We start from the raw sequence: 24,300 nt of genomic DNA, 5'->3' as shown, positions 1-24,300 counted from the left end.
GGCGTGGGCCGTACAGGACCAACGCCGACCAACCCCGGGCGGTCACACGGGCCGCCTGCCACACCATCCCCGGGTTGCCCCCGGCGGGCGGTGGGTCCGGTCCGAGACGGGCGCTCCGACCGGCTGATTTCGCGCCCCACGTACGTCACCAACCGCTACCGAAGGAGATCCCGATGGGACGACTCGAAGACCTGGCCGTCCACTACGCCAACGCCGCCCGCTGGGAACTCAGCGAGGCCCTCAACCGCATCGCCTCCCTCGATGATGAAGGGACGTTGCACGACAAGGACCTGGGCCGCATCGCCTACGCCTACCAACGGATGTCGTGGTGGCAGCAGGTCACCGATCTCACCCACGGCAGCGAAGAGACGGTTGACGGCGGTACTGCGCTGCGGACCGTGCGGCAACGGGCTCACGAGTCCCTGGTCAACGCCCGCCCGGTTAACAACGGCGGCTTGTTCGCCCAGGCGATGGCCGAGTCCCGGCGGGGCGGCGCGCGTGCCTTCCTGGACGCGACTGAGAAGCTCGCCGAGGCACTTGCCCTCCCCTCCGATCAGGATGCCCGTTCGGCCGACATCGACATCCCAACCACCGCGATCAGCGAGTCCCGGCCATCCTGACCGCCGCTGACGAGCGCGCTGCATGCGGGGCGGCCAACCGCCTCCCACTGTCCGCCCCACCCGGCCCGTGCCTGTTGAACTCGGGCGGGGTGAACCCCCGAGCCGACCAGACGGGCGGCCCCCCACGACCCTCACCCTTCACCACCCTGTCACCCGACGAATGGAAGACACATGATGGATGACCTCAGCCAGCCCGGCCCCCTGTCCCCGCCCGGTGAGCCAAGCGGTGTCACCCTCGCATCGGACGTCATTGCGAACCAGACCGAGAAGGCGGCGCGCTTGTTCGAGCAGCGGACCGCCGAAAAGATCAGCGCCGCCCGCTGCGTGTTCTACGCGGCGTCAGCCGAGGCGGTCTTCGTCTTGCAGAACGGGCAGCGACTGTCCGGCGAGCAGTCGTTCGCCGCCGCCCACGCCCAGGCATCGCGCGCCTGGTGGGATCTGGTGGACGAGGAGATCACCGGCAAGAAGCTGGCGCCCGATCATGCCGTACGGCGGGTGCGCTCCTGGGCCCGCCACTACCTCACCGGGGAACCACCGGCCGCCCGGCCGGGCACGTTGTTCGATCACGCCCTCGCCCACGCCGCGCGCATAGCCGCCCGAGACTTCCTCAACGACAGCGGCCACCTCCTCACCCAGCACCTCATCGACCAGGCAGGCAACCCGGTCACGGCCGCGCCCGTGGAACACGACCGCCCCCAATTGGCCAGCCCCTGCACGCCCTCCTCGACAGCGGCGGGGCCAGGACCAAGCAGTCGACCCCACTAGCGCATCCCCGGAAGAAAGGAACCCATGTCATGAACAACTCCCAGCAGCATCCCGCCACCGGCGCACCGCCCACAGTGGCTCCGGTTTCACTGGAGGCGGTCATCGACCAGGCCCGAAGCACCCGCCAGCAGCACATCGACGACCTCTTCCGGCGTCTTGGCCGGGGCGAGCGGCTGACCGCCGAGCAACTCCACAACACCCTGCACGCGCAGACCCTCTCCACGTGGTGGCTGCTGGTGGCCCGGCACATCGAGCACGCCGATGGCGGAAGCTTGCCTCCGGCTCAGGCCATAGCCAGGTTCGTCTCCTGGATCACCCCCTACCTCGAAGACCCCACCCCACCAGACTCCGAGATCGCCGTACAGGCCCTCGGCTTGAGCAGCGAGCACGAGCTCGCCCTGGCCCACCTCGACCGCAGCCTGGCACTTATCCGGCAAGGCGCCGCCCGCGCCTTCCTCGCGCAAGCCGAGATGCTCGTGCCGGCCTGCTCCACAGAGCAGTCTCCGGGCGCTTCGACCGGGCAGGAGGCGACAGCATGAGCCACCGAGCCGCTACCGGCGATCGCCCTCCCCTCCCGCCGGAGTCTCCACTCGCGAGCAAAACCGCGCTGGGTCGGATGGATAGCTCGCGCGTGGAGTTCTTCCAGATGCTGGCTTGGCGGTGGGACGTTACCGCCGCCAAGAAGCTGACCCAGGGCCGCACGCCGGACGGCCGGATCGAGCCGAGCGAATGGGCGGGCATGCTCCGGCTGGTCGCTATCAACGCCGAGCATGCGACTCAGGTGGATCTGTCCGAGCCGCTGATCGTGGCCCCGGTGCCCAACGGCGGCCTGTTGATCATCGACGGCTGGCATCGGCTCCGTAAGGCATTGGACACCGGCGTTCCGGAACTGTTCGCCGTGGTCCTCACCGCTGAGGAGGAACTCACCTGCCGGATGTTCGGTGGGGAGAAAGGAGAGGGCTACATCCGGTAGCGCCTGATCCGGTGGCGTAGGAGGCATGCCCCGGCCAGCACATCCGTATTGTGCTGGCCGGGGCACACCTCCTGCACCACCGGCTCTGTCGGCCCGAGCTTCCTACCAACCCTCATAGGTGCCGTCATTCAAGCTCTTCAGCTTGGTCTCCAGTTCAGCGAGTATCTGCTCCTTTTGTACGTCGGGCCCTTCTGCTGGAGCGGTGCCGATCATTGTGGTGACGTGCTCCCCACGCGTGGTGTCGATCATTCTGACCCTTGGCCCACCACCGTCGGGGGCGTCGTCTGGCCTGCGGTCGAGGGTATGGCCGATGAGTCGGAGGACGGCTTCGATGGGCAGGAGATAGTCGATGAGGCTCGTTTGGTCGTCGTCGGAGAGGGTGGGGTCGTGGGGGCGGTTGCGGTTGCGCAGATCGACTTGCCCGGCATTGGCGAGGCGGTCGTAGAGGCGCTCTTCCAGCCATCCAGCCTCACTGCTGTTCAACGTCTCATCGTCGTTGGATTCGTAGCGAATGAGCAGCGCCCGGTACCAATGGTCGCGGTCTTTGAGCTGCTGCAGGACGCGGTGGCGTAGTCCCGGGGTGGTGGCTTTGCCGACGTAGGCTCCCCACCGGCCCTCGGCGTTCGGTCGGTCGAGCAGGAGGTATGCGCCGGGGACATTCCAGCCTCGGTCGAGGCGGTTGGCGTAGTCGCGGTCGAGTAGAAGCATGCCGGCGACCTTGTGCTTGGAGCGGATCTTCATCGGGTTGTTGAGGTCATAGGAGAGGCTGACGACGAGCTGTGACGGGGCGAGCCGTATCGCGCACACGCGGCCATCTCCTTCACCTGAGCCGCTGGAGATCTTCCCGGACAGTATCGGCCACCTTCCTCTCCGTGACCGCGAGTTTCTGGGAAGAAACCAGCAGCTCACCCACCGGATAGGTACTGCGAGTACCACTTCATGGCCGGTCGGGGCTGTACGGCGGCCGGTAGGCCGTTCCATGGGCGTGAGTGGTTGGGGGATGCCGCTCCGGCGGTCAGCCGGTGGTGGGGTGAGCGTGGGGCCGGGTGAACCCGATCAGGTCCTCGCGCTGGTAGGTGTCGATTTTGACGACGGTGCGCCGGTTGGGGGCGTGGATCATCCGTTCGTTTCCGATGACAAGGCCGACGTGCCCCGGGCCGTCTGCTTCCATGCGGAAGAAGGCCAGGTCGCCGGGCTGTTCCTGACCGCGCGAGATAGGCGGTCCATGCCGCCATTGGTCGGCGGCAACCCTTGGAATCGAGATCCCGGCTGCTTGGTAGGCGCGCATGGTCAGGCCGGAGCAGTCGAAGGCGGTCGGTCCTTCGGCCCCCCAGAGGTACGGCTTGCCGAGTTGGGCGTGGGCGTAGGCGAGGACGGCCATCACGCGCTCGCCGGGGATGACGGTGACGCAGGTTCCGGCGAGGGCGTCGACGGTGCGTTGTGCGAGCGGCTCCCACTGCGCGTAGGAGCTCGGCGAGGCAGAGCGCTGGACGGCCTGGGCTGCTTGGGTGAGTGGGAGCTGTTCCCAGCGGGGCACTTTCACCAGGTGGTCGTAGAAGGTGCTGGTGGCGTAGCGGGGGTCGAGGATCTGCTCGGGTGTTCCCCAGCCTTGCGAGGGACGCTGCTGGAACAGGCCGAGGCTGTCGAGGTGCCCGTGCCGCAGGTTTCGCAGTTTGGATTCCTGGAGGGTGGTGGCGACCGCGATGACGGCCGCTCGCGCGGGCAGACCGCGCTCCATGGCGACTTGGACGATGAGTACGGCGTTTGCCTGCTGCTCGACGTCGAGGTCCAGCATCGGTGCCGTACGAGCCGAGGGTGAGACCGCGACCGGGCCGCCCGTCATGCTGCTTGTCGTGGATGCGATCGTGCAGGCGATGCCGCCGGGTGTTGGCGAGCTCGTCAGGATACTGGTGGCAGCTGCGACGAAGGCCAAGACGATGAGCAGCAGGAGCGCGGTGCCGGCCGCGGCAGCCTTCACCTCTTCTCGTCTTCCTTCGGGAACAGGCTGTCGATGAAGTCGGCGACGGTGTCGTGGTGGCTGCCGGTGGTGGGCTGGGATTGGGTGCGGCCGAGGGTGAGGTGGGGCCAGCCGTTGGCGAGATCGGCCAGCCGCATCTTGGGCTGACCCATCTCGGCTGGGGCTGGAAGCCAGATGGGTCCGGCGGGGCCATCGCCGCAGGTGGTGTGGGCGGCGGTGGCGATCGGGAGGTCACGGTTGGTGAGGAGTTTGCGCAGGTTGGCTTCGCGGGTGGGGTTGGGCAGCCAGAACAGGATGGGAGTGGTGATCTGGGTGGCGTCGGCGAGATCGCGGTAGCTATGGAGTTTGTCGGCCACGCGCTGGAGGGTCTCGGTTCCGGTGTCGTGTTCGAGGAAGAAGTCAATCTCGTGGTCGTTTTCGTGCCAGCAGCCGTAGGCGTCGGGCCGGGCCAGGTCGCCCCACTGCTTGGCGCACTGCTTCTCCGACCACCACGCTCTCAAGTGGGTTGCCGGGGTGTGGCGGGCGTGGTGCTGCAGGCGGGAGAAGAAGTCGTTGACGCCGACTTGGTGAGCCAGACGGGAGGAGACGGCGATGGTGATGTCGGGGTCGTAGCCGAGTTCCTTGAGTGACATGCCGTGGTGGGCGGCCAGTGCAGCGGCTCCCGCTTTACCGAGGGCCCAGTGGATGGGAGCTGAGCCTGCGCCGTATCCGGCCCAGGGGCGGAAGCGGGTGACGGCGTTGAGGTGGAACAGAGTGGTCATGCGTTTGCGAGTGGCTTGGGGGATGCCGAAGAAGATGCGCTGGAGTTGGTGGGTGGTCAAGACGCGGTGGCGGTGCAGGTGGTCGAGGATCTGGTAGTCGCGTTCGGTGAGTCGTGCGGCGAGGGCGGTCAGGGCGGCGCGGTCGAGGCGGGGCTGAGCTGCGGGGACGGGTTGCACGGTCCAGCGAGGCAGCTTGCGAGAGGGCGGGCGGGACACGGGCTGGTCACTGGATTGGCAGGCGCACGAGCAGGTGCAGGGCGTGTTCGGCATGGTGGTAACTCCGTGAAGTGATGGGGCGTGGGCTGGGTCAGGACCGGTTGGTGGGCTGCTGGGCTCCGGCGGCTTCGCTGTCGCGGGGGTCATGGCCGGAGGCGTTATTACCCGCTCGCTGCTTGTGTGAGCGGCTTGCGTGCCCGGTGGTGGCACTGCTGGTGAACCGCTCGCGTGATGCGTGGCGGATGGCTTCTTCCCGGCCTTCGGCTGGGGCAGGGAGGGGGCGGGTGCGCAAGGTGAAGGCGGGTGTCTGCTGGCGGTCGATGATGAGGCGGGCGACGGCTTGATAGGCGCCGAGGTGGGTGAGATCGTGCGGGCTGATCAGAGGGGCGGTGTGGTGCTTCAACTCGCCTGCGTCTTTGGGTGAGGCGTTGAAGTAGATCTTGTTGCGAGCGTCGGCGGACAGGGCTTCGCGCAGGTCGGCGGGGAGTTGGTCGAGGTGCTGGTGGGCCAGGACGAGGGAGAGACGGTAGCCGCGTGCTTCGGCGAGGACGTCGTTGATGTGGCCCGGTAGGTTGAGGAAGTTGTGGCATTCGTCGATGACGAGCGCGGCGTCGGGCCGGTCTGCTTCGGCGAGGTTGGTGCGGCGGGTGGTGGCTTGCCAGGTGTGGGCGAGCAGGATGGAGCCGAACAGCCGAGCGGCGTCGTCACCGAGGATGCCTTTCGGCAGGCGGGCCAGGATGAGGCCGCCTCGGTCGAGGAGTTGGCCGACGGGGACGGTGGTGTCCGGGCTGGCCAGCGCTTGCCGTACGAACGGTCGCAGCAGGACGGCGCGGAGTTTGTTCATCACGGGGCCGATGACGCCTGCTTGGCCGGCCGGGGTAAGGGCTTCGTAGGAGTCCCAGAAGCCGGCCAGTAGCTCATCGTGTAGGCCCAAGGTGATCCGGGTACGGAAGGCGGAGTCGGTGAGCAGTCGTGGAACGTCGGCCAGGGTGGCCTTGCGGCCCAGGACGTTGGTCAGAGTGAGACAGGTGGAACGCAGCAGGTCATCCACGCGTGGTCCCCAGGCTGTGGAGAAGCAGCGGTGGAAGATGGTGACGACGGAGTCGACGGCGAAGGTGGGGTCGCCTCCGGCGAGGATGTTGATCGAGGGTGGTGGTGCCGGGTCTTGCGGGTCGAACACGACGGTCTTGCCGACCGCTCGTTCGGGCAGCCGGTTGAGGATGTCGGTGACCAGGTCCCCCTTCGGGTCTATGACCAGGGCACCTCTCCCAGCATGAGCGTCTGCCAGGACCATGTTGGCCAACAGGGTGGATTTCCCGACGCCGGTCCCGCCCAGGACGTGCGTGTGATGGCGGCCGTCGGCCACGGGCAACGCCACGGGTCGCTGTGGTCCGCTGTCGGCGTCGCCCAGGATGCGGGCCGTACCGCCCGCCGTATGGCGGGGTACGGCCGGGGACGGCGCGACAGGACGAGCCCCGGCGCGGGTGATGCCGGGGGCGTCGATGTCCCAGGGCAGGTGGGCGAGCGCGGCCAGCTCAGCGACGGAGAGCAGGTGGCCACCGTCGAGGCGGCGCGAGCCGATCACCCGGTCAGCGCGCCAGAGACGGGCTCGGCGCAAGTACTGGTGGCCACCGGTGAAGAGGGCGAAGACGCCGGCCAGAGTGTGGGCCTGGCCTCGCAGCCACCCACGAACCAGGTCACGCGAATCCGTATCGCCTGTCGGCACGTTGGCGAAGGTGGGTTCGCGGTTGGTGGCGACGGCGTAGCGGATGGCGACCGTGTAGCGCGGCTGGCCAGCCTTGGCCAGGATCGCGCGGACCTGCTCGGCGCGTTCGGGAAACTCGCGAGCCAGCTCGCCGCTGCGGTGGCGGTTGCGGCCGGCATCGGGCAGGGGAAGCAGTTCGTCGAAGACGCGGCCGAGGCTGTGACGGCTGCCTCCTCCGCGCAGGTTGGCGGCTGCCCGGTACGCGTGGCGCAGGCGCCTGCCGGTGGTTGGGCGGGCCAGGATCTGGACGACCGCATGCTCGCCTTCGCGTAGCCCGCTCATGGCTTCCAGAAGGGAGCGAACGGGGTCGTGGTCGTGGTCGGTCTTGAGCGGGAAGTGCTCCGGCGCGGCCAGCACGAGCCGTCCACCGGTGGTCTCTGCCGCTGCAGGTAGGGGCGAGGTGGCCGGGCATGTGGTGGTGATCGCCCCCGGCCAGGCGGCTTGGATCGCCTTCTCCACGATGCCGGGCGGGATGGCGCCGGGCACCCACACGCGGATGCGCACTCCGGCGTCGCTGCCGTGGTACTCCCACACCAGGTGCGGTTGTCCGGTGAAGGCGCGTTTCCAGGCTGGACGGAGCAACCCGACGAGCTGCCGCCACAGCACTACGGCGCCTTCGGGGTCGCTACGCGGCGGGGTGGAGATCTCGATCAAGCGGGCTTCGGATGTCATATCGGCGTGATGTAGCCAGCCGAGCAGGTAGCGCACTGCAGCGGCTACGGCCCACACCACCCCCACGGCCAGAGCGAGACGGGGGCCGTAGGTGAGGGCTAGTTCGGGCAGGCGGGCGGGCAGCTCGGCCAGGAAGTCGAGGGCGGTCTGGACGTCATGTTCGTCAATGCCGCACAGCAGGCACGGCCCATCTGGGCCCGGTGACAGGTTGCTGGTCATAGCGGGTCGCCTTCCTCATCCTGGTAGCCAGTGCTGATCTCGAAGAGGCCGGGTGGGTCGGCCGGTTGCGCAGTTCGCCCCTGGAGCGGGTCGAGTTGGGCGAGATGGGCAGGGTCAGTGGTGATCAGCTCGACCTCGCGGGGCGAGGCGATGACGTGGAAAGCGGCTCGGCTGGCGGGGCCGGCGACCAGGAGCGCCTCGCCGCGCTCGGCGGTGAGCAGGAACTGGCGCTCACCGTCGGTCAGGTCGAAGGCATCCCCGACCGCACCAATGGCTTGTGGTGCTTGCCGTAGAAGGATCTGGTTGGCGGCGTTGGCGACGATCGCCTGCCCCAGCTCGGTGCCGAGCAGGTCGGCGGCGTCCTGGGTGACGACAGCGAGCCCGGCCCAGTGCTTGCGCGCGGCCTTGGCCATCCGGAAGAGGAAGCGGGCGCCTTCCGGTTCCTTCATGAGCAGCCAGGCTTCGTCCACGACGACGAGGCGCTTCTTACGGTCGCGGGGGTTGGCCACTTTCCGCCAGATCGCGTCGAGAGCCAGCAGGGTACCGACGGCTTTCATCTCTTCAGGCAGGTCCCGTAGGGAGAAGACCGTCAGGTGTCCGGCTGGGTGGGTGGTGGTCGGTCCGTCGAACAGCTCGCGGTAAGAGCCGGAGACATAGGGAGCGAGCTGTGCGGCCAGTTCCGCCTCAGCCTGACCGCCTATCTCTTTGGTAAGTGTGGTTACCAGATCCGCGAGCAGCGGTGCGGGTCGGGTCCAGGTGTCGGGGTCGCGGGTGATTCCTGCGGCCTGGTAGGTCGCGATGATCGCCGAGTCGAGCGCGGCGCGCATCTGCGGCGTGAGCTGCGTGCCGCCGAGCATGGTGGCGATGAGAGTCTGCAGGAACATGGCCCGCCGAGACAGCACGTCATCGTGCGGGCCGTGGCTGGCGGGCAGGTCGAAGGGGTTCCACCGAACTCCGGCCGCGCCGAGGTGCAGGCAGGTGCCGCCAACTGCTTGAGCGAGGCGTGCGTACTCATCTTCAGGGTCGACGACAGCGACCTCAACGCCTTGGTAGAGGAGGCGGAGGGTTTCGAGTTTGGTGAAGAAGCTCTTGCCGGCGCCGGAGCGCGCGAGAACGACGGAGTTGTGGTTGTCCTGGGCGTAGCGGTCCCACAAGACGACGCCGGAACTGGTGGCGCTCAGCCCATACAAGACCCCGGTCTCGCCGATGGTGGTGGTCAGGTCCGGCGAGGTGAACGGGAAGGCCGCCGCCAGAGCGGTCGTGTCGAACGTACGTGTTGCCTGGATGGAGTCGACGCCCAGGGGCAGCGTCGTGGTCCAGCCTTGCAGGGCGCGGAAGGTGGCGGGTTGTGCGTCGAGCAGGAGGGAGGCGGCGAGGGCACGGACGCGTTCCACTTCGGCGGCGAGGGCGGGTTCTGTGGGAGCGTGGATGGTGAGGTAGAGACCAACTTTGAACAGACGGCCGTGGCCACGGGCGAGGCTGTCGGCCAGGTCGGTGGCGTCATCGGCGGCGGCCTCGGCGGCGAAATCCTGGAGCCTGCCGTGTTGTGCGTCGGAGCGGCTGGCCGATTCCAGCCGGGCGAGCTGGCGGCGCAACCGCATAGCGGCCACCTGCTGTGGGATCGGCTCGACATGCAGGGACACGTCGAGGCGGCCAGGGTAGGTGAGCAGGGGCTCGAGCCACCCGGCGCCGACGTCGCGGGGGTAGCCGATGACGGCGAACGACGCGGTGACAGCGCTGGGCAGGGTCACGGTGCTGACGCCAATGTGCGCCGATCCCGGGTGGGCGAGGGTGCTGGCCTCGTCGCGGTTGCGTCGGCGTAGCTTCACGGAGTGCTCCTGGTCGAGGTGATCAGTTCGTGGGGGAGGGCCGGGCCGAGCGGGTGCCGGCCGCCGGGGTCGAGGCACTCGGTCAGCGCCTGGTTGGCTGCCTCGGCGTCGAGGATGCGGGTGGTGATGCCGAGCGCTGCGAGGTTGCGTTCTGCTTCGACGGCTCGCCGCAGGACGACGGCTGCGGCGGTGTCTCGCCGTACCGAGCGGCGGCTTCGACGGGCGGTGGGATGGTCGCGGAGCACGATGAGAACCTGCCGGGTCAGTAGTTCGTGGGAGGCGTTGAGTTCGGCCAGGTAGTCGGCGTGCTCGCGGGCGGCCGCGGCGAGCGCGGAGTGGGGCAGACTCGCCGCCTGTTGCTCAACGGTCTCGACCAGGTCGGTGAGGTCGGCGGAGCGGGCGCGGGCGAGGATCTGCACGGGCGCTTCAAGCGAGTTCAGCCACCGCCCGAACGCCCCGACGAGTGCGGCCTGCTCGCTCGTGGTGCGCAAGTGGAAAGACAGGGTGCTGGTCTCCACCAGCACCGCGACCCCTCCGTCCGCGAGCTCAAGTGCGCCGTCGGTACGGATTGCCCGGACCGGTAGCTGGAGTGGGGCGGGTAGCTTGCCGCGCAGGCGGCACCACCTTGGCGGTCCGGCGATCCCCTCTGGCGCAGCGACCAGTCTTTTGTTCGCACGACTGTGGAACAGGGCAGCGAAGGCGAAGCGGTCCAGGCTCAACCCGTCTCGTCGGCCTAGTGCGACCGTGAGACCAAGCGCGAGGAGCGGGAGGAGGATGGCGGCGAGGATGATGACGGGCAGGTGCCGGTGGAACAGGTAGAAGACGGCGGCGGCGATGCCGCCGGTCAGGATCAGGATGAGGATCTGCCGGAAGGTTAGCCCGTAGGCGATCTTGTCGGCCTGGTTGACATCGGCGGGAATGCGGGCGAGCAGCGGCGGCGGCTCTGGGCTGTGGTTCACCGGCCCTCATTTCTGGGTTGGCGCTGGGTGCGTGGGATGCGGCGGAGCGGCGGGTCGAGGCGGAGGCGGAGCTGGCCAGGACGCGGCGTGCGGATGGGCATGCCAGGCAGCCGGTCCTGGACCCAGGGCGGGCGCGGCCGGATCCACGGCCCCGCCGAGGTGGAGGGCGTTGCCATTGACGCGGTGCGGGGTGGGCGTGGAACGCGGGTGACCGGGAACGGCAGCGCGAGCTGGGTGCCCTGCCGGGCACGTTTGGCCGCAGCAGCTGCAGCTTTGGGTGTCGGTGTGCTCGTTGAGCGGGGTGGCAGGTTGAGGGGGAGTGGGAGCTGCTGCCAGGCGGGCGTGTGGTTGGGCATTGCGGCTCCCGGTGTTGGGCTGGGCGGAGTGTGAGGGCCAGGGCGATGCGGTCGTGGGCCCCTTGGGCCTTGCGGCCCGGTGGGGCGGCCTTGGGGCGGTAGCCCGCTCTGCCGACGTCTGGCCTGTGCGGTTCCGCGCTTGGCTGCATGTCCGGCTTTACCGAGGGCGCGGGCGGCGCCGAGGGTCTTGTAGACGACCACGGCTTTGAGTAGCCGTTTGAGCATGTGGGGTTGGCCCTGCTGCCAGATGGTGCGGGCGACCCACCCCGGGATCTTGATCAAGACGAAGAGGATGCCGATCACGATGAGCGCGTCCAAGACCCGGTTGACCGTGGGCCGCAACGTCGCCTCGGCCGCATCCCCAAGACTGGGGCCGGCCGGCTGAAGCGGATAGGTGCCGGGTGAATCGGTCAGGAACAACTTGAACGCCAGGATCAAGCCGAGGGCTTGCAAGACCTGGATGGCGAGCAGCCCGAAGAAGCACCGCCACCACAGCCGGGCAACGCCTTCGGTTTGCGGGAGGGCGTGAAACAACAGGGCGAGCGGTGCGGCGACAATGAGGAACAGCAGCAGGGTGATGCGGATGAGGCCGATGAAGGCAAGCAGGAGCCCCATCAGCACCGCCGCGCCGATCAGCAGCACCAGGAACAGCGCGGTGCCTTCCGGGTCCTTGATCAGGGTGTCGACCTTGGCGGCAATGAGGTTCCCGGCCCGCTGCCCGTCGGCTCCGTCACCGAGTAGCGCGGCAACCAGAGCGTTGGTTAGCTCGATGGCGTACTGGCAGATGGTGAGCGAGGCGTTCAACGCCACCACCGCGACGACGAGGCGTGGGATGACCTCGGCCGGGGTGGTGGAGGTTTGCGCGCTGCCGTAAGCCATCACGATGACGCCCCCGGCGAGCACCATCAGTACGAGCAGCGCGTTGGCGACCAGCCGCACGTGATCGGATAGCTCTCGGACCCGCTCCAGCATCGTCGGCGGTGGCGCGGAGAGCAGAACGCTGCCGACCAGGACGAAAGCCGGATTGATGGCATCGACCACCAGATGGGTGAACCAGCCGTTCATCGCCTGGTTGATCTTGCAGCCGATATCCGTCCATCCGCACTCCTCCATGCCTGTAGACGGTGAGGAGGGTGACGGGATAGGTGGAATCCAGGTCACCTGAGGTGACGGGGCAGGTCTGGAAGCGGATGAAGGCGAGGGTGTGGGCGTCGGCTCGGCCTGGGCGGGTGCTGTCGTGGCGAGCCCGGCGAAAAGAGTGAGGATGGCGATGACGGTGGCCGGTCGAGGCAAGCCCGGTGGCCGTCTGAGCCGTTGTGACGGATGGGGCATGGTCAGGCTCCGACGATGCCTTTGAGGATGGTGACGAGGAGAGGGGCGAGGACGGCGATGCCATAGCCGAGGGCGGCGTAGCGCAGTGTCTTCTTGGCTGCTTCGACTTCCCCTGGGTCGCCTCCGGCCAGGATGTAGCGGACTCCTCCGACAGTGAGGAAGAGCGTGGCCAGGGCCACCAGCAGGCCGACGATGACGTTGCGAAGGTTGTCGATCACTGCGTTCAGTGATGCCGGCGCAGCTAGAAACCGGCCGGAGGCCAGGACGGCACTGGAAGAGCTGGCGGCTGTGGCGGCGTGGGCGATGGCGTACTCGAGCAGGGTGCCCAGGACGATGCCGCCGAGGATCGTCAAGGCGACGAGCAGGACTTTGAGGCTGAGGATCTGGGACGAGGAGGTGGTTCGGCGTGGGCGGGACGTCATGTGCTGCCTCCCTGGAGTGGTTGGGTGTTCGTGTGGCCTCGGCGCTGGATGGTCGCGGCCTGGTTCTCGTTGGGTGAAGGCGGCGCGGAGGCGCTGGGCACGGCGCGGGGCCGGGTGGGCGTCCTCCTTCGAGCGGCGGAAGAGATGGGCTGGGCCGGGTGACAGGGACCGGTGACCAGGTACAGGTCCCGCTGCCGGGCTCGGCGCCCTCCGCGCTGCCTTCTCATCTGGTAAAAGACCTGGGTGAAGAGCCGAGTTAAGGCATCGGGGCCAGCGAATTTTGTGCAGTCTTTGCTGGGTGCTCGCCGCTGGCGCCCGACGTGATCGCTACAGGTCGCGGGATAGTTCGCCGCGCTGGAGTGCCTGGTAGAGGGCATTTTCGGCGCGCTGGCGGCGCCTGAGCCCAGTGCAGTAGAGCAGGCCGCGGCGACGGCAGTAGGAGCTGAGCGGGACGCCCTCCAGCCGGGTGAAGGCGATGAGCTCAGCCTCCTCATTGGTGAGAATCTGTTGGGCGACGGCCCTGTTGAGGAGCACGTCAGGGTGGCCGGCCGGGTAGGCGAGCGTCTGCTGACCGCTCTCGGCCCGGTCGGTGAGATCAGGGTCGGCCAGCAGAGCGGGCTGGTCGGTGGCGTGGGTGCGGACGACGGCGATCTGGGTCAGCCGCGACAGCCGTAGTACCGGGTGCGACCAGGCCAGGTTCACTCGGCAGATGGCTTCCATGTAGGCCGTTAGGACGTCGGCCTCCAGGTCCTCGCGATCGATCCGCTCGGCCGGGATCTTGCTGGCGAGGGTGCTGATGAGGCGGCGCAGCATCGGGATCGCCAGGGCGACGGCGGCGACCATCCATGCTCCTCGATGGGTGCGGGCCTGGTCGATGAGGTGTCGCCACACATGGTCGCGGGTGGTGCGTGAACAGGACGGATGCAGCAGCATCTCTCGCAGCTCGTTCAGCGGGATCGGCCGTGCCGGAAGCCCGTGCCTGAGCTGCGCGCCGTCGACCGACAGCGGGGCAGGGCCGCGCATGAGGAGGGTGAAGGCGTGCTCGGCCACGTCCAGCGGCAGGGAGCCGTCCTTACGACATGAGCTGCCGACGAGGCGGTTGGGCGCCTGGCTGGGTTGGACGTTGTCTGCTTCGAGGGCGACGGTGGACAACGGGTCGGTGATGGTCGTGCTCGTGATGGCCGCATCGGCGGAGAGGCGGATCGAAGGGTGGGACATAGCGACGCTCCCGATAAGACGTGTTCGTTTCGGACGTCGCTAGGTCGCCATAGCGCCCGGGCAGGAACCGGGCAGGAAATGATCAGACATCGGGCACGGCAAAGATCACACCATGCTTGGATCATGCGTCGGAACCGATGATGACCTGCGGAAACGCTGGCCTGCTGGAGCAATGTCCGTTGGGTGGCAGCGAGACGAGATCCATGACGCTGCGCACGGAAGCTGCCGTGAGCTGCGGTAACGGGATGAAGCTGAAAGTGTCAGGTCAAGCTTGTGTCAACGCGGTGGACGAGGCCTGGACCGTTGGATCGCCGCCGCCGAGATGGGCCTGCGGCGGGTCACTCAGAGGTCCACGCCGGGGCCGGGCGGACGGGTAGGGAGGGGCGCGCTGGTGCGGAGCATGCGGGCCTCAGCTTGCGCTCGGGCAAGGATGGCCGAGACAGCATCGGCTGAACGGCGAGCCGCCAGCTCCCGGACCTCCTGGGGCGGGTCGCGGTCATCGATGACGATGGCTGTCCCGTCGTCGGTGACATGAGTCCGAACCCGCCAGCCGAGCTGGCGTCCCGCCGCCCTCGCGGCCCGTCGGACCTCGGCCACATCACCCAACTCGGCCATTGCGTCGCGGGCGAGAATGAGCTGGCCGTAGAAGCCGCGATACTCCGGCTTGAGGCAGGCGACCATCATCGCCTTGACCTGGTCGACGAGCTTGGCGAAGCGGCGTTCGGCCAGTTCGTCCTTCCGGTTCGGCATGCAGATCGCCTCCCGGCTGACACGTCGTGGTGTGCTGTCTTTTCAGGGTAGGTCGCACCGGGCAACGGTGCTTGGTCACCGTGATGAGCCCGGTGACGGAGGTTGCTCGGAACGTGCACGAAAACGCTGCGACCTGCGAAAATAGCTTCCTTGGCGAAGTGTTGGAGGAAGGAGGTGGGGGAGTGTGATCTGGCGAGCGCCTGCCCGGCACGGTCGCCGACAGCCTGCGGACCACCCGCTAGGAGCGCCGGGGGACGGGCGCCTGGAGTGGAGCCGGCCTTGCCGAACCTTTACGTGATGGGTTGCCTCAACTCGGGTCTTGCGGCAGGTATTTGAATCAGTGACAGGGATCGGTGGCCCGGTATTTGGGCCACACCCACATGACCGAACCCACTACATCTTCGACTGCTCCTGCATCTGCCAGTTCCTGCGTCTCTACCAGGCCTGCCACGGCCGACACCTCGTTCATCGCATCCGGACCGGACGCTCGGCTCCATGGCTCTGGCTTTCGGCTGGTTCGGGGGCATCTGCCGCTGTCGGTGTGGTCTGCGGCAGCCGACACCGAATCGGTAGCAACCTGTCCGGCGGGCTGCTGCCACCCGGTTAGCGGTCTACTGGCCCGTCACCTCGTCGCGGCGTGCTCCCGGCTCGGTGAGACGGTGATCCACCTCGGTGCGACGGATCATCAGCTGGTCTCGGCCGCGCTGACGGCGGGTTGCCTGCCGGTGGCCGTCTTCGGCGACGTCGCTCGCGCGGGCGTGTCCTGGACCTGCCTCGCGCGTGCACACCCTGACTACGACCTGGAGGTCGCTGAACTGCGTGTCACCGATTCTGGCGATGAGTACTCGGTCCTGGCGGATCTCGCGGGCGGTGCGGGGTTGGTTGTGGCCGAGCAGACCTGCCGACGGCCCCTGGGCCGGTTGACCGGGGGGACGGGCTCGGAGCCTGAAGCCGAGGTCTTCGACATCGCCCGCGCTGCGGGGCTGGTGAAGCCGGGCGGACATCTGGTCGTGGTGACCGGTCTGCGGCGCGAAGGCACGGTGGTAGACCCGGCGCCGGAGGTCATCGAGCTGGCCTGTGACGCGGGGCTGGTGTATTTGCAGCATGTCATTGCTCTGCGGCATCCCGTCCGCGGTGAGCGCATCGACCCGCACCTCTCCCGCCGTTTCCTGGCCGGGCTACGAGACCTGCCTGCGTGCTCCGGGTTGCCAGCGAGCGCGCGGGTGCACTCGGACGTGCTGCTGTTCACCAAACCGCGGAGGCCCTCGGGCCCAGAGACATCGAGGCTTCCAGACGCTGAGGGCACCGAGGCTTCCGCTCGACCGGAGGTGAGCGTTGATGGTTGAGGTGACGATGTCGGTGTGGGCGACCGGGCAACGGCCCTCGCGGGTGCAGCGGCGGGGCCGGTACGTGCCGGAGTCGATGCAGCATCCCGGCAAGATGCTGCCCTCGATCGCCGCCAGGGTGATCGAGACCTATACCAGCCCAGGGGAGCTGGTGGTCGATCCGATGTGCGGGATCGGCACCACCCTCGTCGAAGCTGCCCATCTCGGTAGGCACGCCGCAGGCGTGGAGTACGAGGAGCGGTGGGCGCGGCTGGCGGTCGCCAACCTTGGCCACGCCCGCAAGCAGGGGGCGTCCGGCTTCGGGCGGGTGATGGCCGGGGATTCCCGGCACATCGCCCGGCTGCTCCCCGACCTGGTAGGGAAGGCGGCGCTGGTGCTCACCTCGCCTCCGTACGGGGCGGCCACGCACGGGCACATCCGCTCCACCCGTGATACCGGTGAGCCGGGCGTGCGTAAATGGAACCAGCGCTACTCCCACGACCGCGCCAACCTCGCCCACCAGCAGCTCCCGCAACTCCTCGACGGGTTCGGCCGCATTCTGGCCGGATGCGTGGCACTGCTGCGGCCGGGCGGCGTGGTGGCAATCACGGTGCGGCCGTACCGGATACGCGGCGAACTGGTCGACCTACCCGGCCGCGTACAGTCGCTTGCTCGGGAGAACGGGCTGGCGTTCGTGGATCGGATCGTGTGCCTGCTGTGCGGGCTCGGTGACGGCCAGCTCCTCAACCGGGCGTCATTCTTCCAGCTCCACGAGGCGCGCAAGGGATGGGCGCGCGGTCTGCCGATCCACGCGGTCGCGCATGAGGACCTGCTCGTGTTTCGCCGGTCTCAGATGCCGGCCCAGCTCGATCCTGGTTCTGCACTGGCAACCGTCCACGAGTTGGAGTAGCCCCGTGTAGCTCTGGTCCCCGGCCTGGCCTCGGGCCGGGCGCTGGGGCGCGGGCGCATGGAGGAGGGCGTCGATACCGCCTGCCGCCCACCCATCCGCCCCGGTATCGGACCCCGAACCGGGGCTGTGGCCGCCCGTCGATTAACGGCGGTCACGCCCCCGCGCCCCTGGGCCGGCCCGGACCCGGGTTGGGGGCGTAGCGCCCACCACAGCCCGCCAGAAACGCGCGGTCCATGGACCCGCATGTCCTTGTTCCTCAATGCTCATGGAGGTGATGCATGACCAGCACAACCCCAACCGGTCATCCGGCGCAGCCGGAGCCGGAGGTGATCAGTCTGCTCGCGGCCGGGCGGCTGCTCGGAATAGGCCGCACCAAGGCATACCGCCTCGCGAAGGCAGGTGAGTTTCCGTGCCGGGTGCTGCGTATCGGTGGCCGGTACGCGGTGCCGGTGTGCGGGCTGCGGGCGCTACTCGACCACACGAACGAGGGCGGCAGCGAGAGCCGCCCTGCACGCGAGGATGGATAACCACGATGGCGAAAGACCCTGATAAGGCGGTGAGCAAGGACCTCAAAAGTCGCCAAGGGTAGATTCCCCCGTAGCACGACCGCGGTCATGGCCAAGCGCCTGTCCGGAGGTGTGAGAGGAGGGTGAGGTGATCTCGCCCTCCTCCTCGATTGGGCTAGAAGTCGAATTCGCCGGCTTTGGCGCCGGCCACGAAGGCGCGCAAGACACTCCCGCGTACGATCCACGGCTGCACGTCGTCGGGCTGTTCTGTGTCTCGGATGCCGAAGTGGTCGCCGCTCAGCTGGGCCACCTCGATGCAGTCGCCGCCATTGGCACCGCTGAAGGAGGACTTACGCCACTGCGCTGTCTCCAGCTCGGCAGCCAGCTCGTCAGTCACGTTCATACATCACCATCTTCTCGCGTATCGCGTCTGCGGTCTCATTGACCGGTCGGGCATATGACCGGATGGCGTCGAATCTGACACTAACGGTGCGCACGCGGTCCACGCGATCTGTTACCTCGCCGTCTGCGGCTGAGTCCAAGTACACGGCGTCTGGTCCCTGGAGGAGTTGGGCGATGACGAATCCGCCCAACAGGCCGATCGTGGGTACGGCGGCCATCGGAACGATCTGCAGGGTGATGCAGGGGTGAGCCAGCAGTTTGAGGAGGTGGTCGAGTTGCTGTCGCATCACCTCGGCTCCTCCGATGGGGCGCAGGAGGACTCCTTCGTCGATGACCGCCGCATACATGGGTGGCTCGGGACGGTCGAACACCACCTGCCTGGCGAGGCGTGCCTCAGCTTCTTCGTCGACGCGTTCGTTGCTGATACCCGGCTGCCCGCTCAGGATCGCGCGAGCGTAGTTGCGCGTCTGAAGCAGTCCGGGAACCACGAGGGGTTGCCACGTCCGCAGGGTATGAGCATTGGCCTCGATCTTGGGCCACTGGCGGAACCAGGTCGGTCCTGTCTTGATTACGAGGGGCAAGAGGCGGAGCAGGTCTCCCTTGAGGCCGAGAAGGCTCTCTACCTGCTCGGTGAAGTCTCGCTGCGGTGTGCGCTTGGCGTTCTCAATCTGGCTGACCAGGCTCTTGCTGACATGGGCGTAGTCCGCGATCTCTTCCTGCGTTACGCCTCTTTCGTCCCGCAGCCTCCTCAGTTCGGCCCCGAAGAGAGCGAGAGGACTGGCTCCTGGGTCGAGTTCGCTTGCGGCCATGGACGCATCACCCTCATGTTCACAAGTACACACACATCCGTGAACCCGATGTGTGTAGCAACTGTGTCGCCTGTTGACTACTCAAAGTAACTGGCGGGGGCCAGTCTGGGGAGTGTCTTCAACGAACCAGGAGAACTCGGGTTCACAAGAAGAGCCGATCTTGTGGACCTTGAGGCCAACCCCCGAGATGGTCGGTGATATCCATGCCAACGGAAACCGCACCCGTGCCGGTGCAGGAATCTCGCCCGCCGACAGCGATGATCCTGATTTCGCAGATCAGCCTGCCTCGTAACGCGAGGGCACCTCGCCAGGGGCGACATGTCCTCACCCAGTGGATTGGCAAGGACGATCTGTTGCTCCCTTCGCTCCTCCAGGTGGCCAGCGAACTGCTCACCAACGCCGTCATCCACCCGGCACACGGTCTGGGTCGTGAGTCGGTAGTGCTACGCGTAAGTCGCGGCCGCCGCTTCCTCCTGCTGGAGGTCATCGATCCCGGCACCCTGGACATGTCCCCCTTGCCGCAGCCGCATTCGCCGGCCTTCACCTCACAGACAGGTCGCGGCCTGGGCATCGTGGCGGAGTACGCCACTGCCTGGGGCACCTACACCTGCGATGCCAGACGCCGAAATGTGTGGGCTGTCCTGGGGGAAGATGCGTCTGCGACAGGCGACGCGAGAGTCGATGGTCCCGTTGAGCCTTCCCAGCTCCCAACGGCGGGTATCGCCGTCTGCGGGTGGGGGACTGCAGGTTGCCAGGCCCTTCACGGTCTGGCAGACCAGCCTCACCGGCGTGTCGGCAGGGACATCCCTCATGGTCAATGACCACGGCAAGAGGATCAATGGTCCGCACACCTACGGGCTCGGTGGGGCCCCCGTAAGTCGACGGCACCGTCCTGGCGTACGCATCGATCAGCGATGTGGGGGACGCTGCTGCGGTGCGGGACATGAGCAACCTCAACGCGAGCACGCCACTCGTGCCGTGCAATGCACCGCGCAAGCTGGGCGTGGCGATCTAGGGCAGAACGAACTCTCGGACCGGAGATGTGCCTCCTTCGGCCCCGGACCCGTGGCCGGCGCGGCAGTGATATGGCCCACACGCCCCCAAGTGCCGCCGCCGCGCCCCTCCATGATGCGGTCGGATTTTCACCTGTTGGGAGCGCACCCCGCGCACGCTGGTAACGCGACATGAGTGCCCGACGAGCGTGCTGCCGCGAGTGCGGCAGGGACGTGATCAAGGTGTACCTGTTCGATCGCGGTGGTCTCCGCATCGATCTCGATCCCGAGGCGGTCGTTGGCGGCGACTACACGTACTGGAACCCCACCTATGAGCGTGACCCGCAGATCTGGCGTGCCACCTACCGGCCGATCAAAGTGACGGCCCCTCTCAATATCTCAAATCAGGACCTCAAGGAGTGGGATGGCCGGAAAGCCGCAAACAGCCGCCGGTGGTATGTAGAACACGTGTGCGGGCTGACGGCCGCGCAGGTCGTAGCAGGACGACGCCGAAGAAGGAGCGCATAGACTGCCCGGCCGCTCGCGCAAGATTGCAGACTGGCCCGGCTTACCCAAGGCCGGAGCGTGAGATCCAGGTGGAGGGTCGGCAGGAGCCGTACTTACGACCTTCACAGAGCTTGAAGGCGGTGATGCGGCTGAAGAAGGTGGAGTCGGTTTTGCACCCCCAGTGGGCGCCGTTGGAGTCGACGATGGTCCATGTCTGCAGGTAGGAGGTGGCGTATTCGACCCGGACAGCACGGCCGTCGTCGCTTAGGTCGCAGACGGTGATGCGGTGGCGGTCGGCCGAGACGCTGACCGATCCCCAGCCGGCGTCATCATGCCAGCCGTCCGAGGTCTGGGCCTTGGCAGGCGAGGGAGCCAGCAGGACGGCGAGAGCGGCGGCTGACAGGGCGATGCGACGGATCATGGGCTATCCGTTCCGGGTGAGGAGATCAGAACGGAGCCACTGTGAACCTCCTGCGTGTTTGGGTCCCGCAGCCCAGCATCCCTGGCGACGTGGCTTGATCAACATTTGGGCGGCACTTCACAAGGCCGTCGATCCAGCGTCATTGCGAGCTGCTCCGGGCTGGGGAGAGTTGCCGTTGCTCAGGTCAACCGATCCTGGCGGTGGCGTCCATTCACGTTGAGGCGCTCTGCGCATGTGCGCCTGCCGCTTGATGCCGAAGGCGCCCGCGTGGTCGACGTGGAACTGGAAGCGCTGACCAGTTAGTCTCGCTGGCGAAATATTTGGACGCCCGGCGCAGGATGTCACGTCCCAGCTCCAGTTCTTCGAACTGGTCGAACCAGGTATGGGTTGGACGCGTGGACTGCCGATCCATGCCACCGCGCGCGAAGATCTGCTGATCTTCCGCAAGCCGCCGATGTCTCATTCCTCGCCGCTTAATCGCCCGACGGTTGGACCAGCGCTGAGCTGCCGTGACACGTGAGCGCACCAAATCGCTGGACTTGACGACGCGGCCAGAGGTGAGGGTCCATAGCCCGTGCCTCAGCCGTCCGGCGATCACTACCACGCGGTGATCACCGGGGCCATACGTCCGTCAGGACACCCGACGGGTCGAGGCCAGAGTAGATCACTGGAGAGGAAAGACGCGTACCTTGGAGAACCTTGCCCATTCCCGCGCCGCCATGGAGACGACCGACCGGCTCAACGGCCGGACTGACGACTGCCGGGCCAGCCACATCCGCAGAACCGGCGGGCCTCGTCGACGCATTCACCTACGTGGCAGTGTGAACCGCCCCAATCGCACCCCAAGCGGGCTCCTCCACCACGACAACACCACCCATGACCCGGACAGCGCACAAGGCGTCCACTGCAAGATCCGACGTGTCCGTACGCTATCCGGCCCCGCGGACAGCGGTCGCACCGGTATCTGCGATCCAAACACGGGAGTTGGTCGATGACCAGGCATGACGAGTTGCTGACCGTTCCTCAGGTCCTCAAAGAGCTGGGCGGCGTGTCCCGCCGCACCTTCTACCGCTGGCGTCAGCTTGGCCGGGCACCGGTCTGCGTCCAACTGCCCAACCTCGAACTCCGCGTCTGGCGGAGCGATCTCATGGCCTGGCTCGACTCACGGCGGGAGTCGAGGTGAGCACCACGTACGACGTGAAACTGGGCTGCGTTCAGCAACGCTCCAATAGAAGTGCACCCACCTACATCGCTCGCTGGCGAGTGGCCGGCAAGGAGAGGTCGAAGAGCTTCCGGACCAAGGGCCTGGCCAACGCCTTCATATCCGACTTGCGGCAGGCGACCAAGGTGGGGGAGGAGTTCGACCTCGCCACCGGTCTCCCGGTGTCGAAGCGCGCGCGGCAATCCTCCGGGCCGTCCGCCCTGCAGTTCGCTCAGGCGTACCTCCTTCGGCGCTGGAACTCGACAGCTCCTCGAACCCGAGAGACAGACGCGTACGCACTGCTGTCTCTCGTCCCTGCGCTGGTCATCGACGCACCGCACCGTCCCACCACCGGGGAACTCAGGGAGGTTCTCCGGATCCACGCGCTGCTCCCGGAGAAGCGGCGGGCCGACCTGACACCGGCACAAGCCCAGGCCTTGAGCTGGTTGGAGAGGACCTCTCTACCGCTGACGGCCTTGGAAGAAGCACAGGTCCTTCGCAAGGCCCTCGACGCCATCTCGATCACCTTCTCCGGTACACCGGCGGCAGCCAACACGGTACGGCGCAAGCGCGCCATCCTGCATCACCTGCTGGAGCATGCAGTCGAGGAGCGACTGTTCAACAGCAACCCGCTGGACAAGATCAAAAGGAGAGTACCCAAGCCTGTAGCACTCGTTGATCCCCGCACGGTGGTCAACCCCGCCCAAGCACGGCAACTCCTCGACGCAGTGCCCAAAGTAGGCCGCAAGCGCGGTCCTCGGCTCAAGACCCTGTTCGCATGCGTCTACTATGCCGCGCTTCGGCCGGAGGAAGCGGCGGACCTGCGACTGACCAACTGCACCTTGCCGGACGAGGGCTGGGGCCTGATCGTCCTGGAAAGGGCGCGGCCCCAGGGAACGAAGCGCTGGACCAACTCCGGCGAGACCCACGAGTCGCGCAACCTAAAGCACCGCGCGGACAAGGAAACACGAGAGATCCCCATCCCGCCCGTCCTGGTCGTTATGCTTCGCGAGCACATCACCGAGTACGGCACCGCCGCGGACGGCAGAGTCTTCCACACAGGCACCGGTGGCACCTACTCCAGTTCGGCGCATTCCTACGTCTGGCAGGAAGCTCGCAAACTCGCGCTCACCCCCGCGCAGTTCGCCTTTTCCTTGGCTGCTCGACCGTACGATCTGCGGCACGCGGCAGTTTCGCTTTGGTTGAAAGCGGGCGTCCCGGCCGTCGAAGTCGCCAAGCGCGCCGGCCATAGCGTGGACGTCCTGCTGCGGGTTTACGCGAAATGCATGGACGGCCAGCAAGAGCACATCAATGGCAAGATCAACGAGGCTCTGAACGAATAGCCTGCATGTATCTGCTTTCGGCCCCGGCTCGACCGGGGCCTTTTCACTTCCTGCCCCGCGTCATGTCGGTGTTCCCGCCACGGGACGCCGCGCTCGGTATGCCTGAATGATTCGCCCTGTCGGCTCCCTGCACAGTCGCCACACGGCATCCGCCCGCTCGATGCCTCCGTGACACCATGGCCGGGCAACCCTTAGAGGCCAAAAAGCCTGCTCAATCACCGGCGTGAATGGATATCAGGGCGGACTGGCAGGAATTCGATACCGTCGCTTGATGAGCCGCTCCATGCGCCTGGTTGCTATGAGGTGGAGGTAGATACCTCCGTCCGAGAGTCGGTGGAAGTGGCAAGCTGGTTGTCGCCCTGCTGATGAGGCGGTCGGTAGTCTCGGCCTTCGATCGACTGTGTACGCGTGAGCCCATCACTTGCCTCGGCCGGAAGTCTGCTTCCATGCTCCGTCCGCGTCGAGAAGGATGGGTCTGAGCTGACGAATGAACTCGGCGGCGTCCTTCTGAGGATCCCTGTTCGAGGGGGTCTCGGCGAGCGTCACGGTGAGCATGCTGCTGCCATCCCGCGCCCATGCCCAGCCGGCGCTCTCGTATTTCACCCCGGACTCCATGAGGGTGAAGGTGAATCCGGGCCCGGCCTCGGCGGGCAGGTCGACTCCGTCGCTGGATGCTTTGATGCGCTCAATATCGCTTAGCGGGAGTGGTGACGTATTATCGATCTCGATTCTGAGGCGATAGCCGCTTTTGTTGCGAGGTTTGGTGTAGATGTAACAGGAATCGAGGTGCTTGCCATCGTCGGACATGTACTTCTGGACAGTGAAGTCACTGAGGCCGGTGGCGCGTTCGATGGACTGTCTCGAGATCAAATCGCATTCCTTGGGCGCGGTGGTGACATCGCCGAGTGGCCGCGTGTCCGGTGCGGGTGGCGGGGGCGATGATGGAGAGGCCGAGCAGGCGGTCAGCAGGCCTGCCGCAAGAAGTAATGCTGTGGGCGGTAACAGGCTTCTCATGCTGAAGGAGGTTTCACTCATGCGGGCCTCTGTCG

The 24,300-nt window shown here is 67.0% G+C and carries 26 protein-coding genes; 12 read left to right on the top strand and 14 right to left on the bottom strand.

Annotated features, from left to right (window positions below; genetic code table 11):
• Positions 1-173: 173 nt before the first annotated feature.
• From AB0J87_RS59435 to AB0J87_RS59420, 4 genes are all read left to right on the top strand, one after another.
• Positions 174-620, top strand: a complete 447-nt coding sequence (locus AB0J87_RS59435; protein WP_363984139.1) for a hypothetical protein — start codon at positions 174-176, stop codon at positions 618-620.
• A gap of 279 nt (positions 621-899) precedes the next feature.
• Complete coding sequence (locus AB0J87_RS59430) at positions 900-1,385, top strand: hypothetical protein (RefSeq protein WP_363984137.1); 486 nt, start codon at positions 900-902, stop codon at positions 1,383-1,385.
• 29 nt (positions 1,386-1,414) lie between these two features.
• A complete protein-coding gene (locus tag AB0J87_RS59425) occupies positions 1,415-1,924 on the top strand; it encodes a hypothetical protein (protein WP_363984135.1) in 510 nt (169 codons plus the stop codon).
• Between the two features lie 92 nt (positions 1,925-2,016).
• On the top strand, positions 2,017-2,358 hold the full coding sequence (locus AB0J87_RS59420) for a hypothetical protein (protein WP_363984133.1): 342 nt from the start codon (positions 2,017-2,019) through the stop codon (positions 2,356-2,358).
• A gap of 102 nt (positions 2,359-2,460) precedes the next feature.
• On the opposite strand, the gene AB0J87_RS59415 is transcribed toward AB0J87_RS59420, so the two are convergent.
• From AB0J87_RS59415 to AB0J87_RS59380, 8 genes are all read right to left on the bottom strand, one after another.
• Positions 2,461-3,165: a hypothetical protein gene (locus AB0J87_RS59415; protein WP_363984131.1), complete on the bottom strand. Its 705-nt coding sequence runs from the start codon at positions 3,163-3,165 to the stop codon at positions 2,461-2,463.
• A gap of 208 nt (positions 3,166-3,373) precedes the next feature.
• A complete protein-coding gene (locus tag AB0J87_RS59410) occupies positions 3,374-4,336 on the bottom strand; it encodes a C40 family peptidase (RefSeq protein WP_363984129.1) in 963 nt (320 codons plus the stop codon).
• Entirely contained in the window at positions 4,333-5,274 is a 942-nt protein-coding gene (locus AB0J87_RS59405) for a replication-relaxation family protein (RefSeq protein ID WP_363984127.1), read from the bottom strand. The genes AB0J87_RS59410 and AB0J87_RS59405 overlap by 4 nt, the downstream gene beginning before the upstream one ends.
• Positions 5,275-5,404: 130 nt before the next feature.
• On the bottom strand, positions 5,405-7,969 hold the full coding sequence (locus AB0J87_RS59400; protein WP_363984125.1) for a type IV secretion system DNA-binding domain-containing protein: 2,565 nt from the start codon (positions 7,967-7,969) through the stop codon (positions 5,405-5,407).
• Entirely contained in the window at positions 7,966-9,798 is a 1,833-nt protein-coding gene (locus tag AB0J87_RS59395) for an ATP-binding protein (RefSeq protein ID WP_363984123.1), read from the bottom strand. The genes AB0J87_RS59400 and AB0J87_RS59395 overlap by 4 nt, the downstream gene beginning before the upstream one ends.
• Positions 9,795-10,757 carry a PrgI family protein gene (locus AB0J87_RS59390; RefSeq protein ID WP_363984121.1) on the bottom strand — a complete coding sequence of 321 codons (963 nt, stop codon included), beginning with the start codon at positions 10,755-10,757 and terminating at the stop codon, positions 9,795-9,797. Before AB0J87_RS59390 ends, AB0J87_RS59395 begins: the two co-directional genes overlap by 4 nt.
• Positions 10,754-12,226 (bottom strand): conjugal transfer protein TrbL family protein, encoded by a 1,473-nt coding sequence (locus AB0J87_RS59385; RefSeq protein ID WP_363984119.1) that lies wholly within the window; start codon positions 12,224-12,226, stop codon positions 10,754-10,756. The genes AB0J87_RS59390 and AB0J87_RS59385 overlap by 4 nt, the downstream gene beginning before the upstream one ends.
• Before the next feature lie 221 nt (positions 12,227-12,447).
• Positions 12,448-12,867, bottom strand: coding sequence for a pilin (locus AB0J87_RS59380; RefSeq protein WP_363984117.1), 420 nt, complete (start codon positions 12,865-12,867; stop codon positions 12,448-12,450).
• Between the two features lie 24 nt (positions 12,868-12,891).
• Between AB0J87_RS59380 and AB0J87_RS59375 the strand changes: the two genes are divergently transcribed.
• Positions 12,892-13,029 carry a hypothetical protein gene (locus tag AB0J87_RS59375; protein ID WP_363984115.1) on the top strand — a complete coding sequence of 46 codons (138 nt, stop codon included), beginning with the start codon at positions 12,892-12,894 and terminating at the stop codon, positions 13,027-13,029.
• A gap of 165 nt (positions 13,030-13,194) precedes the next feature.
• Here AB0J87_RS59375 and AB0J87_RS59370 read toward each other — a convergent pair whose 3' ends face one another.
• Both AB0J87_RS59370 and AB0J87_RS59365 read right to left on the bottom strand, forming a co-directional pair.
• The gene (locus tag AB0J87_RS59370) at positions 13,195-14,085 is read right to left on the bottom strand and encodes a hypothetical protein (RefSeq protein ID WP_363984113.1); all 891 of its coding nucleotides are present in this window, start codon (positions 14,083-14,085) and stop codon (positions 13,195-13,197) included.
• Between the two features lie 342 nt (positions 14,086-14,427).
• The gene (locus tag AB0J87_RS59365) at positions 14,428-14,835 is read right to left on the bottom strand and encodes a hypothetical protein (protein WP_363984111.1); all 408 of its coding nucleotides are present in this window, start codon (positions 14,833-14,835) and stop codon (positions 14,428-14,430) included.
• Between the two features lie 659 nt (positions 14,836-15,494).
• Here AB0J87_RS59365 and AB0J87_RS59360 point away from each other — a divergent pair.
• The 3 genes from AB0J87_RS59360 (at position 15,495) to AB0J87_RS59350 (ending at position 17,597) form a co-directional block, all read left to right on the top strand.
• On the top strand, positions 15,495-16,181 hold the full coding sequence (locus tag AB0J87_RS59360; RefSeq protein ID WP_363984109.1) for a hypothetical protein: 687 nt from the start codon (positions 15,495-15,497) through the stop codon (positions 16,179-16,181).
• The gene (locus AB0J87_RS59355; RefSeq protein WP_363984107.1) at positions 16,174-17,070 is read left to right on the top strand and encodes a DNA methyltransferase; all 897 of its coding nucleotides are present in this window, start codon (positions 16,174-16,176) and stop codon (positions 17,068-17,070) included. Before AB0J87_RS59360 ends, AB0J87_RS59355 begins: the two co-directional genes overlap by 8 nt.
• A 278-nt stretch (positions 17,071-17,348) precedes the next feature.
• Complete coding sequence (locus tag AB0J87_RS59350; RefSeq protein WP_363984105.1) at positions 17,349-17,597, top strand: helix-turn-helix domain-containing protein; 249 nt, start codon at positions 17,349-17,351, stop codon at positions 17,595-17,597.
• A 154-nt stretch (positions 17,598-17,751) separates the two neighbouring features.
• Here the strand turns inward: AB0J87_RS59350 and AB0J87_RS59345 are convergent, their stop codons facing one another.
• Both AB0J87_RS59345 and AB0J87_RS59340 read right to left on the bottom strand, forming a co-directional pair.
• Positions 17,752-17,979, bottom strand: coding sequence for a DUF397 domain-containing protein (locus AB0J87_RS59345; protein ID WP_355199345.1), 228 nt, complete (start codon positions 17,977-17,979; stop codon positions 17,752-17,754).
• Complete coding sequence (locus AB0J87_RS59340; RefSeq protein ID WP_363984103.1) at positions 17,966-18,787, bottom strand: helix-turn-helix transcriptional regulator; 822 nt, start codon at positions 18,785-18,787, stop codon at positions 17,966-17,968. The genes AB0J87_RS59345 and AB0J87_RS59340 overlap by 14 nt, the downstream gene beginning before the upstream one ends.
• Positions 18,788-18,990: 203 nt before the next feature.
• Here AB0J87_RS59340 and AB0J87_RS59335 point away from each other — a divergent pair, with 203 nt between their 5' ends.
• Entirely contained in the window at positions 18,991-19,608 is a 618-nt protein-coding gene (locus AB0J87_RS59335) for an ATP-binding protein (RefSeq protein ID WP_363984101.1), read from the top strand.
• 405 nt (positions 19,609-20,013) lie between these two features.
• Entirely contained in the window at positions 20,014-20,307 is a 294-nt protein-coding gene (locus AB0J87_RS59330; protein ID WP_363984099.1) for a hypothetical protein, read from the top strand.
• Positions 20,308-20,347: 40 nt separating this feature from the next.
• On the opposite strand, the gene AB0J87_RS59325 is transcribed toward AB0J87_RS59330, so the two are convergent.
• Positions 20,348-20,707, bottom strand: a complete 360-nt coding sequence (locus AB0J87_RS59325; RefSeq protein WP_363984097.1) for a hypothetical protein — start codon at positions 20,705-20,707, stop codon at positions 20,348-20,350.
• Positions 20,708-21,698: 991 nt separating this feature from the next.
• Here AB0J87_RS59325 and AB0J87_RS59320 point away from each other — a divergent pair.
• Positions 21,699-21,890 carry a helix-turn-helix domain-containing protein gene (locus AB0J87_RS59320; RefSeq protein ID WP_329591107.1) on the top strand — a complete coding sequence of 64 codons (192 nt, stop codon included), beginning with the start codon at positions 21,699-21,701 and terminating at the stop codon, positions 21,888-21,890.
• Entirely contained in the window at positions 21,887-23,251 is a 1,365-nt protein-coding gene (locus AB0J87_RS59315; protein ID WP_363984095.1) for a tyrosine-type recombinase/integrase, read from the top strand. Before AB0J87_RS59320 ends, AB0J87_RS59315 begins: the two co-directional genes overlap by 4 nt.
• 417 nt (positions 23,252-23,668) lie before the next feature.
• Here AB0J87_RS59315 and AB0J87_RS59310 read toward each other — a convergent pair whose 3' ends face one another.
• Entirely contained in the window at positions 23,669-24,286 is a 618-nt protein-coding gene (locus AB0J87_RS59310) for a hypothetical protein (protein ID WP_363984093.1), read from the bottom strand.
• Positions 24,287-24,300 lie beyond the last annotated feature (14 nt).

It is taken from the genome of Nonomuraea sp. NPDC049625, from assembly GCF_040675285.1.
Taxonomy (GTDB): domain Bacteria; phylum Actinomycetota; class Actinomycetes; order Streptosporangiales; family Streptosporangiaceae; genus Nonomuraea; species Nonomuraea angiospora_A.
The sequence above is the reverse complement of the archived record's forward strand: the minus strand, read 5'-3'. Positions and strand labels throughout refer to the sequence as shown.

Excerpts from the sequence above, each read along its gene's own strand:
- AB0J87_RS59400 (WP_363984125.1), bottom strand. The coding sequence starts at position 7,969 with ATGACCAGCAACCTGTCACCGGGCCCAGATGGGCCGTGCCTGCTGTGC.
- AB0J87_RS59425 (WP_363984135.1), top strand. The coding sequence starts at position 1,415 with ATGAACAACTCCCAGCAGCATCCCGCCACCGGCGCACCGCCCACAGTG.
- AB0J87_RS59370 (WP_363984113.1), bottom strand. The coding sequence starts at position 14,085 with ATGTCCCACCCTTCGATCCGCCTCTCCGCCGATGCGGCCATCACGAGC.
- AB0J87_RS59320 (WP_329591107.1), top strand. The coding sequence starts at position 21,699 with ATGACCAGGCATGACGAGTTGCTGACCGTTCCTCAGGTCCTCAAAGAG.
- AB0J87_RS59340 (WP_363984103.1), bottom strand. The coding sequence starts at position 18,787 with ATGGCCGCAAGCGAACTCGACCCAGGAGCCAGTCCTCTCGCTCTCTTC.
- AB0J87_RS59385 (WP_363984119.1), bottom strand. The coding sequence starts at position 12,226 with ATGGAGGAGTGCGGATGGACGGATATCGGCTGCAAGATCAACCAGGCG.
- AB0J87_RS59355 (WP_363984107.1), top strand. The coding sequence starts at position 16,174 with ATGGTTGAGGTGACGATGTCGGTGTGGGCGACCGGGCAACGGCCCTCG.
- AB0J87_RS59325 (WP_363984097.1), bottom strand. The coding sequence starts at position 20,707 with ATGATCCGTCGCATCGCCCTGTCAGCCGCCGCTCTCGCCGTCCTGCTG.
- AB0J87_RS59350 (WP_363984105.1), top strand. The coding sequence starts at position 17,349 with ATGACCAGCACAACCCCAACCGGTCATCCGGCGCAGCCGGAGCCGGAG.
- AB0J87_RS59345 (WP_355199345.1), bottom strand. The coding sequence starts at position 17,979 with ATGAACGTGACTGACGAGCTGGCTGCCGAGCTGGAGACAGCGCAGTGG.
- AB0J87_RS59335 (WP_363984101.1), top strand. The coding sequence starts at position 18,991 with ATGCCAACGGAAACCGCACCCGTGCCGGTGCAGGAATCTCGCCCGCCG.
- AB0J87_RS59310 (WP_363984093.1), bottom strand. The coding sequence starts at position 24,286 with ATGAGTGAAACCTCCTTCAGCATGAGAAGCCTGTTACCGCCCACAGCA.
- AB0J87_RS59380 (WP_363984117.1), bottom strand. The coding sequence starts at position 12,867 with ATGACGTCCCGCCCACGCCGAACCACCTCCTCGTCCCAGATCCTCAGC.
- AB0J87_RS59365 (WP_363984111.1), bottom strand. The coding sequence starts at position 14,835 with ATGCCGAACCGGAAGGACGAACTGGCCGAACGCCGCTTCGCCAAGCTC.
- AB0J87_RS59435 (WP_363984139.1), top strand. The coding sequence starts at position 174 with ATGGGACGACTCGAAGACCTGGCCGTCCACTACGCCAACGCCGCCCGC.